This is a genomic window from Streptomyces diversicolor, assembly GCF_057537855.1.
Genome location: NZ_BAAJXA010000057.1, coordinates 36,951 through 54,333, shown reverse-complemented (window position 1 = coordinate 54,333; position 17,383 = coordinate 36,951). Strand labels below are relative to the sequence as shown.

Annotated in this window: 17 protein-coding genes; 9 read left to right on the top strand and 8 right to left on the bottom strand. The window is 69.3% G+C overall.

All coding sequences use genetic code 11. From position 1 onward, the window contains the following. Nucleotides 1-50 precede the first annotated feature (50 nt). A complete protein-coding gene (locus AC27LF_RS40885; protein WP_479658209.1) occupies nucleotides 51-578 on the bottom strand; it encodes a DUF6879 family protein in 528 nt (175 codons plus the stop codon). Further along, complete coding sequence (locus AC27LF_RS40880; RefSeq protein WP_479658208.1) at nucleotides 547-813, bottom strand: hypothetical protein; 267 nt, start codon at nucleotides 811-813, stop codon at nucleotides 547-549. The genes AC27LF_RS40885 and AC27LF_RS40880 overlap by 32 nt, the downstream gene beginning before the upstream one ends. Before the next feature lie 389 nt (nucleotides 814-1,202). On the opposite strand from AC27LF_RS40880, the gene AC27LF_RS40875 reads away from it, so the two are divergent. Further along, nucleotides 1,203-1,961: a class I SAM-dependent methyltransferase gene (locus AC27LF_RS40875; protein WP_479658207.1), complete on the top strand. Its 759-nt coding sequence runs from the start codon at nucleotides 1,203-1,205 to the stop codon at nucleotides 1,959-1,961. 55 nt (nucleotides 1,962-2,016) lie between these two features. On the opposite strand, the gene AC27LF_RS40870 is transcribed toward AC27LF_RS40875, so the two are convergent. Together AC27LF_RS40870 and AC27LF_RS40865 are read right to left on the bottom strand one after the other, a co-directional pair. Continuing rightward, complete coding sequence (locus AC27LF_RS40870; protein ID WP_479658206.1) at nucleotides 2,017-2,946, bottom strand: MerR family transcriptional regulator; 930 nt, start codon at nucleotides 2,944-2,946, stop codon at nucleotides 2,017-2,019. A gap of 148 nt (nucleotides 2,947-3,094) precedes the next feature. Then, the gene (locus tag AC27LF_RS40865; protein ID WP_479658205.1) at nucleotides 3,095-4,447 is read right to left on the bottom strand and encodes an MFS transporter; all 1,353 of its coding nucleotides are present in this window, start codon (nucleotides 4,445-4,447) and stop codon (nucleotides 3,095-3,097) included. Nucleotides 4,448-4,933: 486 nt separating this feature from the next. On the opposite strand from AC27LF_RS40865, the gene AC27LF_RS40860 reads away from it, so the two are divergent. The 4 genes from AC27LF_RS40860 (at nucleotide 4,934) to AC27LF_RS40845 (ending at nucleotide 10,995) form a co-directional block, all read left to right on the top strand. After that, a complete protein-coding gene (locus AC27LF_RS40860; RefSeq protein ID WP_479658204.1) occupies nucleotides 4,934-7,015 on the top strand; it encodes a bifunctional glycosyltransferase 87/phosphatase PAP2 family protein in 2,082 nt (693 codons plus the stop codon). 212 nt (nucleotides 7,016-7,227) lie between these two features. Continuing rightward, nucleotides 7,228-7,794, top strand: a complete 567-nt coding sequence (locus AC27LF_RS40855) for a TetR/AcrR family transcriptional regulator (protein WP_479658203.1) — start codon at nucleotides 7,228-7,230, stop codon at nucleotides 7,792-7,794. Nucleotides 7,795-8,069: 275 nt separating this feature from the next. Then, on the top strand, nucleotides 8,070-9,416 hold the full coding sequence (locus tag AC27LF_RS40850) for a carotenoid oxygenase family protein (RefSeq protein WP_479658202.1): 1,347 nt from the start codon (nucleotides 8,070-8,072) through the stop codon (nucleotides 9,414-9,416). A gap of 88 nt (nucleotides 9,417-9,504) precedes the next feature. Next, nucleotides 9,505-10,995 (top strand): MFS transporter, encoded by a 1,491-nt coding sequence (locus AC27LF_RS40845; protein WP_479658201.1) that lies wholly within the window; start codon nucleotides 9,505-9,507, stop codon nucleotides 10,993-10,995. 203 nt (nucleotides 10,996-11,198) lie between these two features. Here the strand turns inward: AC27LF_RS40845 and AC27LF_RS40840 are convergent, their stop codons facing one another. Next, nucleotides 11,199-11,591, bottom strand: coding sequence for an ATP-binding protein (locus AC27LF_RS40840; protein WP_479658200.1), 393 nt, complete (start codon nucleotides 11,589-11,591; stop codon nucleotides 11,199-11,201). 93 nt (nucleotides 11,592-11,684) lie between these two features. Here AC27LF_RS40840 and AC27LF_RS40835 point away from each other — a divergent pair, with 93 nt between their 5' ends. From AC27LF_RS40835 to AC27LF_RS40820, 4 genes are all read left to right on the top strand, one after another. Continuing rightward, entirely contained in the window at nucleotides 11,685-12,512 is an 828-nt protein-coding gene (locus AC27LF_RS40835) for a helix-turn-helix domain-containing protein (protein WP_479658199.1), read from the top strand. Beyond that, nucleotides 12,493-12,747 carry a DUF397 domain-containing protein gene (locus AC27LF_RS40830; RefSeq protein ID WP_479658198.1) on the top strand — a complete coding sequence of 85 codons (255 nt, stop codon included), beginning with the start codon at nucleotides 12,493-12,495 and terminating at the stop codon, nucleotides 12,745-12,747. The genes AC27LF_RS40835 and AC27LF_RS40830 overlap by 20 nt, the downstream gene beginning before the upstream one ends. A 141-nt stretch (nucleotides 12,748-12,888) precedes the next feature. Then, complete coding sequence (locus AC27LF_RS40825) at nucleotides 12,889-13,146, top strand: DUF397 domain-containing protein (protein ID WP_479658197.1); 258 nt, start codon at nucleotides 12,889-12,891, stop codon at nucleotides 13,144-13,146. A 420-nt stretch (nucleotides 13,147-13,566) separates the two neighbouring features. Then, the gene (locus AC27LF_RS40820) at nucleotides 13,567-13,995 is read left to right on the top strand and encodes a hypothetical protein (RefSeq protein ID WP_479658353.1); all 429 of its coding nucleotides are present in this window, start codon (nucleotides 13,567-13,569) and stop codon (nucleotides 13,993-13,995) included. Here AC27LF_RS40820 and AC27LF_RS40815 read toward each other — a convergent pair whose 3' ends face one another. From AC27LF_RS40815 to AC27LF_RS40805, 3 genes are read right to left on the bottom strand one after another with little or no spacing between them, the layout of a single operon-like run. Beyond that, the gene (locus tag AC27LF_RS40815) at nucleotides 13,996-16,395 is read right to left on the bottom strand and encodes an ATP-binding protein (protein WP_479658196.1); all 2,400 of its coding nucleotides are present in this window, start codon (nucleotides 16,393-16,395) and stop codon (nucleotides 13,996-13,998) included. Then, on the bottom strand, nucleotides 16,392-16,976 hold the full coding sequence (locus AC27LF_RS40810) for a DUF6879 family protein (RefSeq protein ID WP_479664361.1): 585 nt from the start codon (nucleotides 16,974-16,976) through the stop codon (nucleotides 16,392-16,394). Before AC27LF_RS40810 ends, AC27LF_RS40815 begins: the two co-directional genes overlap by 4 nt. A 28-nt stretch (nucleotides 16,977-17,004) precedes the next feature. Then, nucleotides 17,005-17,274, bottom strand: coding sequence for a hypothetical protein (locus AC27LF_RS40805; protein WP_307627757.1), 270 nt, complete (start codon nucleotides 17,272-17,274; stop codon nucleotides 17,005-17,007). Nucleotides 17,275-17,383 lie beyond the last annotated feature (109 nt).

The window sequence follows — 17,383 nt, the reverse complement described above, 5'->3', positions numbered from 1 at the left end:
CCGCCTGGGCGCTGGACGAGGGGGAGGCGGGCATGGGGCCGTGCGCGGGATCAGACGGTGAACTTCTCGTGGTCGATGCCGCGTTCCCACACAGCCTCGAACGCGGCGACGACCATCTTCACCACGTCGGGGTTCTCGTTGAACTCATGTCCTGCCCAGTCGCCGTCCCCGGTGAACCAGTGGAACATCACCCGTCGGCCGTCGATCAGCCACAGGTCGTTTCCGGGAAGGGCGATGTCGGAGGCGAGACGACGGGGGAGCCAGCGGACCTGCTCACCAACGGCGACGTTGACCGCGGTCAGGGCGTGCTCCCACCGGATGTAATCGGTCACCGGCTCGGAGACGATCCGAGCCCGGCGCATCTGGACGCCCCTGGCGACGGCTTCGCGCACCAGCGGGGTCCAGCCCTGCCAGAACGGCGAATCGGGGTCGAGGTCGGTCAGGCCGGTCCGAAGGAACTCCTCGAAGCCGTCCCTCTCATCGCCGACGGTGTAGACGTCGCGCATCTCCAGGTGGACGGCAGTGCGCTGGGCGGACCGCAGTAGCTCAGCGAAGTCCGGCACGCCGTTCTGCGACATCACACGCCTCCCTCAGAATCGGCACCATGCGGGCGGGGATGCGGATCACCGTCTCATGCGTGGGAATTCCCGTGTCGTGTCCGGCGACCCACTCCGTGCCGCCCACCAGGGCCTTCAGCGGCTTGTCGGCCTCCTCGCCCTGGAGGACGAGGTCGGCCGTCTCTTCCTCCACCCACACAGTCGGCGAGCCGCCTCCGGTGGTCTCCGGGTCGATACCCACGAACTCTAGGGCCATGGTGCCCTCCCGTTCCAAGTCGGTTGCGGGTTCTTGCGTTGCGAAGCTTCCCGAGCGGTTGTGCCGGGTCAAGGGAGCGAGGAGTTCTTCGCGTCAGATTGGCTTGTTCACGTGGATTTGTAGTCAGCCGGTCACTTGGCCCACGTTTGCGGTCACGCCGCGTGGCCCTGGCGGGGCTTTGGCCGGGCGCCTAAGGGGGTGCCTCGGTTTGCCGGCTGGCGGGTGCGGGATCGTCGTGGCTTGTCGCGCCCGCGCGGCGGAGCCGCATATCGATACAGCCCCGCGCCCCTTTGGGGGCGTTGCCCCTGGCGGGGTTTGGTTGTACCGGGGCTTGGGCGCCTCGGGGGGTGCCTCGGTTTGCCGGCTGGCGGGTGCGGGATCGTCGTGGCTTGTCGCGCAGTTCCCCGCGCCCCTTCGGGCGCGATAACCGGCGGCTCTGGAACCGGATCAGCAGCGCCTACCAGCACGAGCACGACCCGCAGATCGGCGCCGCACCCCGGCTGTGGGGCATGTACTCCATCCCCGACGCGCACCTGCGCGCCCTGGGCGACGTCACCGGCAAGCGCGTCCTCGAACTCGGCTGCGGCGCCGGCCAGTGGTCCAGGGCGCTCGCCGCCGAGGGGGCCACCGTGGTCGGGTTCGACCTGTCCGAAGCCCAGCTCGCCGCGGCGGCCCGCGCGATGGGAGCGGCCCGCTACCCGCTGGTGCACGGCGCCGCCGAGCAGCTTCCCTTCGCCGCCGACAGCTTCGACCTGGTGTTCTGCGACTTCGGTGGGCTCAGCTGGGCGCCCCCGCACCTGGCCGTACCCCAGGCCGCACGGGTCCTGTGCCGAGGTGGGCGCCTGGTGTTCGACGTCGCCGGCCCATGGTTCGAAGCCTGCTACGACGAAGCCGCCGGCCGTGTGACCACGACGCTGCAGAAGGACTACTTCGGGCTGAACACCATCGCCGAAGACGACGGCGCGACCAGCTATCAGCTCACCTACGGCGACTGGGTCAGGGTCCTGCGCGGCGCGGGCCTCATCATCGACGACCTCATCGAGCCGCGGCCCGGACCCGGAACACGCAACGGCTACAACGAGACCGACCCACCCGACTGGGCACACCGCTGGCCGGCGGAACTGCTCTGGGTGACCCACAAACCGTAAGGTCCGCCGCGCCGAGACGTGCAGGCATACCCTCGCCGGGCCGGGCTAGGCCGGGCTAGGCCGTGTTTGAGGTAGCGGGTGAGTCTTGGGCGGATAGTTCTTCCGTCAGTTCCATACAGCGCAGGCGGGCTGGGGAGAAGTCGTAGGGCATCTTGCCGGTGGCTTCGAACACGCTCATGGAGTCGGCCTCCCGCCTGCCAGAGCCGAGGTCAGCCTCGCCCTCGCCCTCGCCGTCATCGGCGGTGGCAGGGTGCAAAGTGTCCCAGGCGTCGAAGAGGGCATCGTCGTCCTCACCCAGGCCGGACTCCTCGATGACGGCCTGTAGGGCGCTTTCGAAGGCGTGCCGCTCGGCGGCCACTTGAGCCACCCGTGGATCATCGACGGCGACACTGTCATCGAGTGCCTCCTCGGCCTCATCGATGCGGTCGGAAGCCTCCCGCAGAGCGGGATGCGTGGCCAGGACGACGAAGCGGGTGGCCTGGACGGCCGCGCCGAGCGGGCCGAAGATCCGCTCAGTGACCAGCAGACTGTCCAGGTCCGCCTGACGCAGGGAGCCCGCGGGCAGGCTCTTGAGGCGTTCGGTGACGAAGTCGGAGAGCAGGCCCATCCGGCTGCCTTCGGTGCGCATCCGCTGCACGGCGGTCCGTTGCCGCCGCAATTCCGCCTCCTGCTCGGCGAGGGTTTCCTCCAACCGCTCCAGGATGCCCGCGATACCTTCTCCGCTGTCCCCGCCGGCGGAAGCCGTGCCGGTGGTGAAGGCGTCACGGATGTCGTCCAGGGCGATCCCGGCGTCGGCCATCTTGCGAATCCACAGCAAGCGGATCATGTCCTCGTACCCGTAGCGGCGGCGGTCATCGCCGCCCCGCTCAGGCTCGGGGAGCAGGCCGATCTCGTGGTAATGGCGAATCGCCCGTGGCGTGCTGCCCACGAAGGCCGCCGCGTCACCGATCTTGACCTGACGGGGTGGCATGAAAGACGAATGCATGAGCGGGGACCTTTCCTCAAGGCATCGGGACGTAAGTCCACCGGACCACATGCCGCTGCGGAAGGTGCAACCCCATACACACCGCGCGCACAGCACCGCGCCGGCGGGCACCGGCAGCGTGCACAGGAAGCCGAACCTAGAACACGGCCTAGCCGCGCTGGGCCGGGGATGGGATGGGCTGGAGGGGTTCTCGGGAGGGTGGGGAACCGGGGAGGGGGCGGCCCGCTGATTCGGGCATGCGCCATGCCGCCACGGCGCCGATCACCGCCGCCGCCATCATGTAGTACGCGGGCATCATCATGTCCCCGGTCGTCCCGATCAGCGCGGTGACGGCCAGCGGCGTCGTGCCGCCGAACAGGGAGACCGAGATGTTGAAGCCGATCGACAGGGAGCCGTAGCGGACCGGCGTCGGGAACAGGGCGGGCAGCGCCGACGGCATCGCGGCCGTGAAGCAGACCAGCAGCAGACCCAGCGCGCCCATGCCGAGCGCCACCGCGAGCAGGCTGCCCTGCCGGATCAGCAGCAGGGACGGGATCGACAGGAGCAGGAAGCCCGCGCAGCCCGCCGCGATCAGCGGGCGGCGGCCGACGCGGTCGGTCAGGGCGCCCGCGAACGGCTGCACGATCATCATCAGCGCCATCACCCCGAGCACCACCAGCAGCCCGTGCGTCTCGTCGTACTTCAGCTCGCTCGTCAGATAGCTCGGCATGTACGACAGCAGCATGTAGTCGGTGACGTTGAAGACCAGGACCAGGGCCACGCACAGGAGCAGGGCACGCCACTGGCCGGCGATCATGTCGCGCAGCGGCACCTTCGGCCGGGCCGACCCGGTCTTCGCGGCCTCCGCCGCGAACGCCGGGGTCTCCTCAAGCCGCATCCGCAGATACAGCCCGACGATCCCCATCGGACCGGCGATCAGGAACGGGATCCGCCAGCCCCAGGACACCAGGTCGTCCGCGGACAGCAGCGCCGTCATCAGCGTCACAAGACCCGCACCGCCGATGTACCCGGCGAGCGTGCCGAACTCCAGCCAGCTGCCGAAGAAGCCCCGCCTGCGGTCGGGCGCGTACTCGGCGATGAACGTGGACGCGCCCGCGTACTCACCGCCGGTGGAGAAGCCCTGCACCAGCCGCGCCGCCAGCAGCAGGAGCGGCGCGCCCACCCCGATCGTGGCGTACGAAGGGATCAGGCCGATCGCGAAGGTGCCCGCCGCCATCATGATCATGGTGAGGGCCAGTACCTTCTGCCGCCCCACGCGGTCGCCGAGCGGCCCGAAGACCATGCCACCGAACGGCCGGACAAGGAACGCCGCCGCGAAGGCCCCGAAGGTCGACAGCAACTGCGCGGTCGGATTGCCGGACGGGAAGAACACCTTGCCCAGCGTCACCGCGATGTAGCTGTAGACACCGAAGTCGAACCACTCCATGGCGTTGCCCAGCGCGGCGGCCTTCACGGCACGCCTGACGAGCGCCGGGTCGGTCTCGGTGACCCGGCCCCCCACGCGGGCAGCGGCCGACCCGGCCGACCCGGCCGACCCGGCGGACCCGTGCGACCCGGACGACCCGGACGATCCGGACGGCTCGGACGGTGTGACGACTGTGGCGGCCGGCAAAACTGCGCTCGCCTACCTCTCGACGGGGACAGAAACGGAGGCCCACCGCAGCAGGCCGAATTTCGACCATAGGCGGACGTACGTCCCTTACGTGCCGTACGCACCCCACCGCACAGAGCAGCCAAACACCCCCCAAGCAGGCACGCAGACCCGCCCCGCCGCGCCCCCGCGCCCCGCCCGCTGTGATCCATCTCGCTCCCCGCGGGCGCAACCCCACCCCCTGCGCACTATCGTCTTCCGGACAAAAGGCGAGCGGACGTCAGGTGAAGCAGGGGTTTCCCGCGTCACTCTCCAGGGGGCAGCGCATCTTCATAGGGTGCGCAAAGGGAACCCGCGCGGGCGCGCGGGTCGAACGGGGCGGGAGGCCGACGAGGCGTGGCGAACGTGGAGCACAGCGGGCGACCGGGGGAGGGCTTCGCGGGAGCGCCGGCCAGGGCCCGCCTGAAGGCGGCCAGGCTGGCCCTGTGGGCGGTGGCCGCGATCCTCGCGGTACGCCAGTTGACCGCGGTCCTCGGCTCACCCCGCGGGGAGCGGCTGACGGACCTGGAGACCTGGGTAGGCCCCGACGGCGTCCTGCACGTCAACGGCTCCCTGTACGACTCGACCCGGTTCACCGGCACCCCCTTCGGCGGTCTTGTCCTCAAGCCGCTGACCCGCGCCGCCGAGCAGGCCCTCGGCTGGGGCTGGACCTTCGGCACCCTGCTGCTGGTCGTCGCCCTCGGCCTGGTCGCGGCCCGCGCCCTGCCCCAGCCGGTCAGCCGCCGCACCGCGCTGCTGGCCACGCCGGTCGCGATCAGCCTGCTGATGCTGTCCCTGCCCGTCCGCAACACGCTGTGGCTGGGCCAGACCAGCGTCATACCCGTGCTGCTCGTCCTGCTCGGCTGCTTCGTCGTCCGCGGGCAGCGGGCCGGCGGCCTGTGCATCGGTGTCGCCGCCGCGCTCCAGCCGACCGTGCTGCTGTTCGCGCCGCTGCTGTGGTTCACCGGCCGCCGCCGCGCCGCCGCCTCTGCCGCGGGTACGTTCGCCGCGGCCACCGCGCTGGCCTGGGCCGCGATGCCGCACGACTCCCACACCTACTGGGTGCACCACATGGCGGGCGTCGGCCTCGGCGGCAAGGCCGACGCCCTCGCCAACCAGTCCCTGCACGGCGCGCTGCTCCGCCTGGATCTGACAGGACCGCTGGAGATAGCCCTCTTCCTGGTGCTCGGCGCGGTCGTCGCGACCCTCGCCCTGCGCCGCGCCGTCCGCTACGCCCGCGACGGCCAGCTGCTGCTCGCCGTCGCGATCACCGGCTGCGCGGCCGTCGCCGTGTCGCCGACCACCTGGCAGCACCAGCTGCTGTGGGTGCTGCTCGCGGTTGTCGGCCGGGTCGGCAGGCGCGCCTCGGACCGCTACGTCTGGCCGGTCGCCGTCGTCCTGGTGACCACGCTCCCGGCGAAGATGATGTTGCCGAACATGCCGGTGCTGTACCCGCTGCGGGACAACATCGTGCTGCTCGCGGCCGTCGCCGCCGCCACCGCGGTGCCGTTCCTTTCGCGCACCTCGCCGTACTACGCGAGCCCGGTCCCGCCACAGTACGCGAAGCCGGTCCCGGCCCGTTTCCGGCACGTCCCGCTGCTGCCGTTCCTGCGCCGGGTCCTCACCCGCCCCAACCTCCTCCTCGAACTGCTCCTCATACGCGTCACCTACGCCGCCTACCAGCAGGTCCGGCTCGCGGCGACCGGCGGCAGCAACTCCGAGGGGCGGGCCACCGCCGAACACCACGGCCAACTGATCCTCGACCTCGAAGAGTTCCTGCGCATCGACATCGAGCACGCGGTCAACCACGCCGTCGTGAAGATCGACTGGCTGCGGAACTTCTTCGACTTCTACTACGAGTCGTTCCACTTCGTCGTCCCGCTCAGTGTGCTCGTCGTCCTGTACTGGCGCCGCCCCGTCGACTACCGCTGGGCCCGCGCATCCCTCGGCTTCGCCACCCTGCTCGCCCTTGTCGGCTTCTGGCTGTTCCCGCTGGCCCCGCCCCGTCTGATGCCGGACCTCGGCATCATCGACACCGTGCACGGCGTCCAGGACTTCTCCAAACCGGACTACGGCACCCTGACCGCCCTCACCAACCAGTACGCGGCGATGCCCTCGCTGCACTTCGGCTGGTCCCTGTGGTGCGGTGTGGTCATCGCGGTCATCGCCCCCAGATGGTGGATGAAGGCGCTGGGCCTCCTGCACCCGCTGTTCACCGTGTCGGCCATCGTCGCGACGGGCAACCACTGGGTCCTGGACGCGGTCGGCGGCGCGGCGGTGGTGGCCGCCGGCTTCGCCCTGACATACCTCCTGATGGGCCCGCGTGGCGCCGCCCCGGCAGCCGACCCAGGGCCCGCCGCCTCCGACGCGGACGGCTCGCAGGCGCCGCACGGCCGGCGGGGCCCCGGCCCGGACCGTACTCCGTCGGCACTGACCTAGTGCCGCATCAGAGAACCTTTGCCCCTTGGTGATGTGACGCGCCGTTCGGGTGCTGGTCCGGGTGGCGCGGTGTCGCCAGGCTGTGCGGGTGGCGGAACGAGTTCGCGTCCGCGAGATCGATGACGATGAGGGCCGGCGCCTGCTGCGGATCAGCCCCGCCGTGACCCACCAGCGCGTTTGACGTCCCAAAGTGTGAGTGGTCAAATACTCACATGACTACGGAGCGCCGACGTCAGCTGTCCACCGCCGAGGAACGTCGCGACACCGTGCTGCGCACAGCGATCGGCACCTTCGCGGCGCGGGGATACTTCGGCACCACGACCAGCGAGGTCGCGAAGGCCGCGGGTATCTCCCAGGCATACGTCTACCGGCTGTTCCCGAACAAGGAAGCCCTTTTCGTCGCCGTCGTCGAGCACTGCTTCGTACGGGTTCGCGAGAGCCTGGAGGCCGGCGCGGCCGACGCCAAAGGGAGCTCGACCGAAGCGGTACTCACGGCAATGGGAGACGCGTACGCCCGTTTGATCAGCGACAACGACCTGCTGCTGGTGCAGACGCACGCCCAGGCCGCCGCGGTCTCCGAGCCCGCCGTCCGCGACGCCGTGCGTGCCGGGTACGCGCGCCTGGTGGAGTACGTACGCGGAGCCTCCGGCGGCGGCGACCGGCAGGTACAGGAGTTCTTCGCCACCGGAATGCTCTGCCACCTCCTGGTGTCGATGGATGCCGACTCCGTGGACACCCCGTGGATGCGAACCCTGGCGGCGGGCATCCGTCACCACTGAGTGCCGCTCACCGGCCCGGGAGAGCGCCACGCAGTCCATTCAAGCCTCGACGGCCGGCTCACGCCGTCCACACCAGTCCAGAGAGTGAGTGATCGACCACACATAAACCCGCTCTCATCGCAGATGCCTCCTGAACAGGACAGGCCGCGACGAGTCGCTACGCCTTCGCAGTGAGTGTTCAACCACACATCAATGGTCGGCAGGCGATACAGAGCGATTACTGAGACCGCCGGCGCCGCGCCATCCGCAGTCACGACCGAGAGAACGGACATCTCATGACCAGCAGGCCCTACCTCACCGGCCACTACACCCCTGTCCCGGACGAGATCACTGCCACCGGCCTCAGGGTCGAGGGCAGCATCCCGCCCGAACTCAACGGCAGGATGGTCCGCAACAGCCACAATCCCAAGCCCGGCATCACCCCGACCCACTGGTTCAAGGGCAGCGGCATGGTCCACGGCGTCCGCCTGCGAAACGGCAGGGCCGAGTGGTACCGCAACCGCTGGGTGCACACCCCGGCGCTGGACGGCGCCCCCTACATGACCGAGCACGGCCCGGACCTCACCGCGAGCACCGCCGGTACACACGTCATCGAGCACGGCGGGCGCCTGCTGGCCCTGTGCGAGTCGAACCTTCCCTTTGAGCTGACCGCCGACCTCCGGACCGTGGGGGCCTACGACTTCGGCGGCAAGCTCACCACCGCTATGACTGCTCATCCCAAGGAGGACCCGGTCAGCGGCGAGCTGCACTTCTTCGCCTCGTCCCCCTTCCCCCCGTATCTGGTCCACCACGTCGCCTCGCCGGACGGTCACGTGCTGGAGAGCCAGGAGGTACCGGGCGCGACCGCCGCACTCAAGCACGACTTCGCCATCACCGAGCACCATGTCGTCTTCCTGGAGGGCTCGGTGACCTTCGAACCGTCCGAACACTCCGGTATCCCCTACGCCTGGAGCGACGCTCAGCCGACCCGCATAGGAGTCATGCCGCGCGGCACGGGCGCCGCCGCCGGGATCCGCTGGTTCGAGATCGACCAGGGATACGCCATGCACTTCGCCAACGCCTACGAGGACGTCATGGGTCGGATCGTCGTCGAGGGGCCCACCGTCGGCCGCGGCGGCTGGCATCGCTCCTGGAACTGGTGGGTCGGCGCCCCCGACCGCGGCGCGGAGCCCGTCTCCGGCTCGCTGAACCGCCGCTGGACCGTCGATCTCACGGCCGGCCGCGTCACCGAGGAACATACGGACGACCTGAACGTGGAGTTCCCCACCATCAACGACGCGTTCCTCGGCCGCGAGCACCGCTACCAGTACGCCCTGTCGTTCCCCGACGACCGCGGAATCGGCGACCACACCCTCGTGAAGTACGACCGCGCCGACGGCAGCCGGCAGTCGCTGCCCTTCGGCACCGGCCGGCTCCCCAGCGAGGCTGTCTTCGTACCGGCCGCCGGTGGCGAGGACGCCGGCTATCTGCTCACGATCGTCAGCGACCTCAACGCCGACGCCTCCAAGATGCTCATCCTCGACGCCTCGGACCTCACCGTTCCGCCCATCGCCACCATTCATCTGCCGCGCCGCGTGCCCGCGATGATCCACGGTTCGTGGATCCCCGACGCCGCGGCCTGACAGCGCAGCACTCTCCGTGGGCGGCCCGTGGCTGCCGTACCTCCCGCCCACGGAGTGCCCCGGCACCCACCACACACAGGAGTCACCCGTGAGCTCGCACCCCATGGCGGACACACGCAGCGGAGCTGCTCTCGCCGCGCTGGCCGGCGCGCAGTTCGTCGTCACGCTCAGCACGTCCATCGTCAACGTAGCTCTGCCCGCCGTCCGCGACGGGATCGGCCTGTCCGACAGCGGCATGTCCTGGGTCGTCAACGCCTACGGGCTCGCCTTCGGGGCCCTGCTCCTGCCGGGCGGGCGGGCAGCCGATCTCCTCGGCCGTCGCCGGGTCCTCCTCGCGGGCCTCAGCCTCTTCACGGTGGCATCGGCCGTCGCGGGACTGGCCCCCAGCGCATGGCTGCTGATCAGCGCGCGCACGGCGCAGGGGATCGGCGCCGCCGCCGTGGCGCCCGCGGCACTCGCCCTGGTCATGCAGCTCTTTCCGGCGGGCTCCGGCCGTGGCAGGGCGCTCGGGGTGTGGGGCGCGGTCTCCGGCGCCGGCGGGGCGGCAGGGGTGCTGGCGGGCGGCGTACTCACCGAGAACCTCGGCTGGCCCTGGGTCTTCTATGTCTCCGGGTGTGGCGCCGCCCTTGTCTACGCCGCCACCTACGCACTGCTCCCGGCGACCGCCTCTCCCGGCACGGGCGAACGCCGGACGGATCTCGCCGGAACACTCGCCGTAACGCTCGGACTGATCGCGCTCGTCTACGGGCTCACCGCCGCCCGGAGCTCGGGATGGACCGACCCCGCGGTGGTGGCTTCCCTGCTCGCCGGTGCCGTTCTGCTGCTCCTCTTCGTCCTGGTCGAACGACGCCACCCCGCCCCGCTGATCCCGCCGCGGCTGTTCACGGCGGGCGCGGTGGCACCGGCCAATCTCGTCATGACGCTGCTCGGCGCCGTGTGGGTGGGGCTGTTCTTCTTCTTGCCGCTCTACCAGCAGCAGGTGCTCGGTGCCGGTCCGTTGGAGACGGGGCTGTCCCAGCTGCCTCTCGCGGCCGCGAACATGCTCGGCTCCTCCCTTGCCCCACGCCTCGCTCGCCGGCTGGGAGCCCATGTCACGCTGGCCGCCGCGCTGGTGACCGAGGCGGCCGGCTTGCTGTGGCTGTCCCGCGTTTCGGCGGACGGCACGTTCCTCGCCGACCTGCTCGGCCCCACCCTGATCGTCGGTCTCGGTCTCGGCATGGCGTTCGTCCAGCTCACCGGTGCGGCCGTCACCGGCGTGTACCCCACCGACGCGGGGGTGGCCGGAGGCATGGCCAACACCACCCGTCAGATCGGCGGAGCCATCGGCCTCGCGGTACTCGGCACTCTCGCGGCCTCGGTCACGGCCGGCACCGGGCATGACCACTCCTCCGCCGAGGCACTCACGGAGGGCTACCGGGCCGCGTTCCTCGCGTCGGCCGCCGTCATGGCCGCCGCGGCGGCCCTCACCCCCTTCCTGGCGCACCGCGCCGCCCGGGCGACCGGCACGGACCCGATACCGGACGGTCCCCGCCCCACGGCGCCGGATGCCCCGCCGCCGACGTCTTCCCAGGCCGCCTAGTGCCGCGGCAGGCAACGTCTGCCCGTCAAGGAGCGGCGTCCGGTGCGTGCTCTCGGCGTGCCGGACGGAAGTCCCTGCCTGTTGCGGCACTAGGACCCGCCTGCCCTGCCCCCCCCGTCACCGCTTCGGTCGTCCCGCTCGCCGCTAGACGACCTGTGGGGTGACGGGGGCAGCAGGGTCTACTTCCGACGGACGGCGCCGGGTCAGCCGGCTCCGCACTCGAACCACACGGTCTTGCCGCCGTCGGGGCGCGGCTGGACCCCCCACTTGTCGGCCACCGCGTCGACCAGGAGGAGCCCGCGTCCGCCCTCCCCGTCCAGCGGCGGGTGCAGGGTGACCAGCGGCAGGTCGGGTGACCCGTCGGTCACCTCGACCCGTACGACCGACCTGCGCCGCTGCACCAGCAGCACGCAGCGGCGGTCGGGTACATGGCGTACGACGTTGCTGACCAGTTCGCTCACGCCGAGTTCCACGGCGTCCGTCAGATCGGCCAGCCCCCAGTCACGGAGCAGCGAGCGCACGATGTTGCGCATATGGCGCACGGAGTGCTCGCCCACGGCGAGACTCATGCGGTAGTGGGGAATGTGCGAGTTCACGCCACGAGGCTGACCTGCCGCGACTACGCTCGGCTATGGAACGGATACAACAGGTCCCGCCGTGGACCGAGTTGCGCGAGAGGGGAACCGTCCGTGACCCACATCAACGTACTCGACCCGGGGGCGTCGCCGCTCGACTTCTACGGCTTCGAGTTGCGCCGACATCGAGAGGCGGCGGGACTGACCCAGCGGCAACTCGGCGACATCCTCAACTACACGGGCTCTCTTGTCGGCCAGATCGAAACGGCCCGCAAGTTGCCGACGCAGGACTTCAGCGAACGGGCGGACACGGCGCTGGAGACGGGCGGATTGCTTTCGCGGCTCGTGGAGCTGGTGATGCGCAGCCAACTCCCGGCGTGGTTCCAGCAGGTGGCCGAGCTGGAGATGAGGGCGACCGAGGTCTGTTCGTTTCAGACGCACATGGTCCTCGGTCTGCTCCAGACCCCGGCGTACGCAAGTGCTGTGCTCGGAGTGGTGGATGCAACCAACCTGGACGACCGAATTGCTGTACGACTGGCCCGGCAGCGCATCTTCGATAGGAAGGAGCCATGCGTCTACTGGGCGATCATCGGCGAAGCCGCACTACGCCAGGAGATCGGTGGTGCCAAAACTATGCGTGATCAACTGGACCATTTGCTGTCCTTCGAGGGCCATCCTCGGATCAACATTCAGGTCCTGCCGTTTTCAGCTGGGGAGCACGCGGGGTTGCAGGGCTCGTTCGACATCTACCGCTTCGTGGACGACCCGACCATCGTCTACACCGAGGGCTACGGTAGTGGGCACCCCACCGCCAACCCGGACACCGTCAAGGACTGCTCGCTCCGTTACGATCATCTTCAGGCCGCCGCGCTGTCCCTGAAGGACTCGGCGGAGTTGATCCGGCGTGTGAGGGAGGACCGCTATGGAGAGCAAGTGGCGTAAGTCCAGCTACAGCGGCGATCAGGGCGGTGATTGCGTTGAGTGCGCCACGCTCGGCGCCCTGACCTGGCGCAAGTCGACATACAGCGGTGACCAGGGCGGCCAGTGCCTGGAGATTGCCGAACTCTCGGCCACCGTTGCCGTAAGAGACTCCAAGAACCCCGCAGGCCCGCACCTCGCGTTCGAGCCCGCGGTGTTCACGTCGTTCGTGGAGTGGGCGGGCGCGAAGCGCGTCTGAGGCCCGCTCCGGGGACGTCGGCGGAGAGAGCCAAGCAGTCGGGTCGCCCTGGGATGAGACGCCCTCCGGGCGGCCCGACCGTGAGAACGCTGTCCCTGAAGGACTCGGCGGAGTTGATCCGGCGTGTGAGGGAGGACCGCTATGGAGAGCAAGTGGCGCAAGTCCAGCTACAGCAGTGACCAGGGCGGCAACTGCGTGGAGTGTGCACCACTCGGCGCCCTGGCCTGGCGTAAGTCGACGTACAGCGGCGATCAGGGCGGCAGCTGCGTAGAGGTCGCCGAACTGCCGAAGGCCACCGTGGCCGTAAGAGACTCCAAGAACCCCACAGGCCCGCACCTCGCCTTCGGGCCCGCACCGTTCACGTCGTTCCTGGAATGGACCAGCACAAAGCGCATCTGAACGCTGCGGTTCGACAGCGCCCGAAGGGGCGCGGGGCTGTATCGATATGCGGCTCCGCCGCGCGGGCGCGACCAGCCACCACGCTGCCGCAGACGACCGACCGCATATCGCGGCACGTCCAGCGGAGCGCTTAGGCTTGATCTCCTTCGGCACGGCAGAGTTCGCCGCTCTGCACGAAACGTGCGCCGCAGCGGGCCATGACCCGGTCGTCTACGCGTTCTCGCGTTCTATGCGCCCCCGCAAGCCCGCGGACGAGAGCGCGGCACGCATTGCAGGCGAGATCACCGCAGCGCTGCCGGCGGGCGTCGACCTGCTGCCGGCAACATCCACTCCTCGCTGCTGCCCAAATATCGCGGCCCGGCCCCAGTGCTCTGGGCGATCCGCAAGGGCGACCCGGACCTGGGCGTGACAGTTCACCGTATGGACGAGGAATTCGACACCGGCCCGGTGCTGACCCAGCAAGGCGGCGTTCCGTTGCCGGACGAGGTGACTCCCCGGAGCCTGTGGACTGATCTGTCCCCGGTGCTGCGCGAACAGCTGAGCATTGCCCTGGACCGGGTGCGAGACCCATCGGCAGGCGAGCCGCAGTCCGCCGACGGTGTCAGTTATGCGGGGTTGCTGGAACCGGAGTTCTTCGCAGTCGACACCGCAATGACCGCGCGCCAGGTCCACAACCAGGTGCGGACGTTCCATTTCATGGGCCCGAACCTCGGCCCTACGGCAACGGTCAACGGCCGTCGGTTGAAGGTCCTGCGGACCAGCCTCACCCCAGTCGACGGAATCCGTCTGGACTGCGCCGACGCGCCCGTATGGATCACGGCTTCGGAGCCCGTAGCGGCTGACGATTAGCTATCTGCCGTCATCACTCAGGCACCGTGCCACCTTCTCTGTGAGCGCGATTGCTCTGGGATCGTCGAACGAACCGAGCAGACGCAGCGCTTCCCCTCGGGCGGCGCGTGCCGCTTCGTGATCGCCCAGGGACGTCAGCGCATCGGCCAGATGTGCCTGGGCGCGGGCGAGTTGCCAGGGGGAGTCGAGCCGGCGGTAGGTAAGCGTGGCGCGTCGGTGCAGCTCCGCTGCCTCCTCGAAGCGCCCGAGCGACTGGCATGCCTCGCCCGCTCCGTCCAGCGCGGCAGCCTCCCGGGACGCATCACCGAGTTTCTGCTGAACGGCGGCGGACTTCTGGAACAGGCGGAGGGCTTCTTCAGGATTCCCGAGTGCTCGCTCGACTCGTGCTGCTTCGGTACCCCAATGCCCCTGCCACACCTGGTTGTTCTCGTCATCAGCGATCGACAAGGCGGCGCGGATCGAGCGGGCAGCCGCTTCGGGCTCGTCTGATGTGCGCTGTGCCCAGCTCAGCAGGCACAGGGCATTGCCCTCGCACGCGCGGTCACCGAGTTGGCGGAAATCGGCCAGCACCTGCTCGATGAGGGTTCGGGCCTCGTCGCCCTGGCCGAGTTCGCACAGCGTCTCCGCGAGGTTGCTCCGCACCAATGCCCTCCATCGGCGATCGCCGAGTTCACGGAAGATCTCCGCGCCGTCCGTGAAGTGCGCCCTGGCCTCGTCGAGTCGTCTCCGACGCAGTCCGAGCAGTCCGAGAGCATTGACGGACACCCCCATGCCACGGCGGTCGCCGATACACCGGCGAAGGGCCAGTGAGGCGCGGTGATGCTCCTCCGCCTCATCGAGCCGCAATGCCTGGAAGGCAGCCTTGCCCAGAGTTTCGAGCGCCTCCGCCTCACCGTGCTGCTCTCCGGCGCGTGCTGCGGCCTCGACGCCGATGCGGGCAGTGGCCTCCCAGTCGTCGAAGGCGTTCTGGTGCATGTAGACGGCCCGCATCACCACGGCCAATCGCCAGGCGATCTCCGGGAATCCGGCATCGGCGGCGGCGCGAGTGGCGGTGACGAGGTTGGCGCTTTCCGCGCGGTACCAGTCGAACGCCGACTGGTAGTTCTCGAAGTGGAGGGCCGTGGCGGGTGCGGGGATCCGGTCGTCCAGGTCGTAGCGGTCGAACGGCGCCATGGCGCACTGTGCCGCGTACGCGGTGTGGAGGTACCAGCCGAGACAGCGTCTGAGGGTCTCGGTCCGCTCCGTCTCGCTCTCCTCCCGCCGGACCTGCTCCGCCGCATAGGCCCGCAGCAGGTCATGGAACTCGTAGCGACCGGCGGGGCGTCGCTCCAGCAGATGGGCTCGCACCAAGGTGTCCAACAGGCCCCGTACGTGGGCCGGGTCGCTCCCGGCCAGGCTCACGGCGGCGGGCAGGCCGAACTCGTTGCCAGGGTGCAGGCCGAGCCGTCGGAACAACTGAGCCGCGGGGTCGGACAGCGCTCGGTAAGACCACTCGAAAACGCTGCGCATTGCGTCGGACCCCTCCTCGGCCTCGGCTGTCAGAACGCTCCACCGGGCCGATTCGTCGCGCAGGTCGTCGATCAGCTCGCCGAGCGGCATGGATGGCCAGCCCGCCGCGCGTTCGGCGGCGATACACAGCGCCAAAGGCAGTCCCGCGCACAGCCGGGCCAGCGTCGCCAAGTCTCCCCGATGGTCGCTGGTCCGGTAATCGGCGGTGGCGGCACGCAGCAGTTCCACGGCGTCCGTCGTGGGGAACGTTGTGACGTCCACGCGTAGTGCGCCCTCTTGGCGGACCAGGCCGGACAGGTCATCCCGGCTGGTCACCACGACGAGGCAACCGGAGGTGGCAGGCAGCAGCGGGCGGACCTGCGAGCTGTCCGCGGCATTGTCGAGTACGAGCAGCATGCGGCGCTCGGCGAGCAGCGACCGGAACATCGTCTCCCGGCGCTCCGGTTCGGCCGGCACATGTGTGGCGGGGACGCCGAGGTCCTCCAGGAAGCGGCCCAGTACTTCCTGCGGTGTAACAGGGGAGCCCGCGGTGTAGCCCCGCAGGTTGGCGTAGAGCTCACCCCCTGGGAAATGCGACCGGATGCTGTGCGCCCAATGCAGTGCCAGTGAGGTCTTGCCGACTCCGGCAGTCCCGGTGATAGGCGCTACGCGCACCACATTCGGCTCGTCATGGCGGTCCGCCACAAGACTGCTGAGGCGGGCTCGTTCCTCGGACCTGTTGACGAAGTGGCGTACGGAGCTGCGCAACTGATGCGGCACGATGACAGGCGCGGGCAGCGGCTCCGGGTGATGAAAATGCACCCCGCCGCTGACCTCGCCGGCCTGCACGACCGTGTGTGCCGAAGCCGGGCCGTCGAACCGGTTGACGTGACCCGGGACGTCTTCTCTCATCTCGGTGCTTGGCGCTGCGGGGGCGGAAGGGGCGCCACATGCCCGTCAAACCAGTGCGCCAAGGACTCACCGGCGTTGTAGATGCTCATGATGAGCTCCCGGCAACGCAGGACGAGTTGGCGGTCGACAAACTTCAGCGCGGCGACCAGGATGCCCCGTTCGTCGTAGAGCGCCTGATACATCACCTGGTTTCCGAGAGTGGAGATCTCGGGCAGCGGGCCGTCCTGCTCGTACTGGGCCACTCGGTCCGCGTCGGTGACATGGATGGGGCCCCCGCACTGGTCCCGGATCCGCAGCGCGTGGAGCTCCCACTGCATGTAGTCGCTCAGCGGTTCCTCGATCACGCGGGCCCGCCGGGCCACGAAGCCGTTCTGCTCGACTTTGCGGTGGTACTCCGCCATGTCCGCGCGGCCCGCTTCCAGCAAGCGCAGGGACTCATCCCAGTCGCCACGCCAGAATGCCTCCCAGCTGTCGTAGCCGGGTTCCCTGAATGTCTGCTGCCGCTCAAGTTTCCAGAATCCGAGATCGCCGCAGTGCCAGAAGTACTTCTCGAAGTCGGCGTAGTAGTCCTTGAGCGCCATACGCTCTCCCACCGCACCGTGCAGCGGACTACGCATCCGGGATGTCCGCCTTGGCCGCGAGGATCGTCGCCCGGGGGATGATGACCAGCCGTTCTCCGGGATCGACCCGCACGTCGTCCGGAAGCCGCCCCTCGTAGGAAGCGGTCAGATCCGCACCGATGACCGCGACATCTCCGTTGTCCAGCTCCCACATGTCAGGGCAGCCGGTGTTCCCGGAAGTCTGCCCCAGCTCAAGAGACGACTTGCCCAGCCGCCGTGCGAAGGACGCTTCGGGATCGGCTTCCCACTTCTTCGCCATGTCTCCTCCAGGCGCAGGCATCTGATGAAGGCCCAGCTCTGAGAGTGACGACATTATCACCTAGAGTGTTTGTTCGGCTTCGGGATTCCCGCTCGTTTGTGGCGGCAGG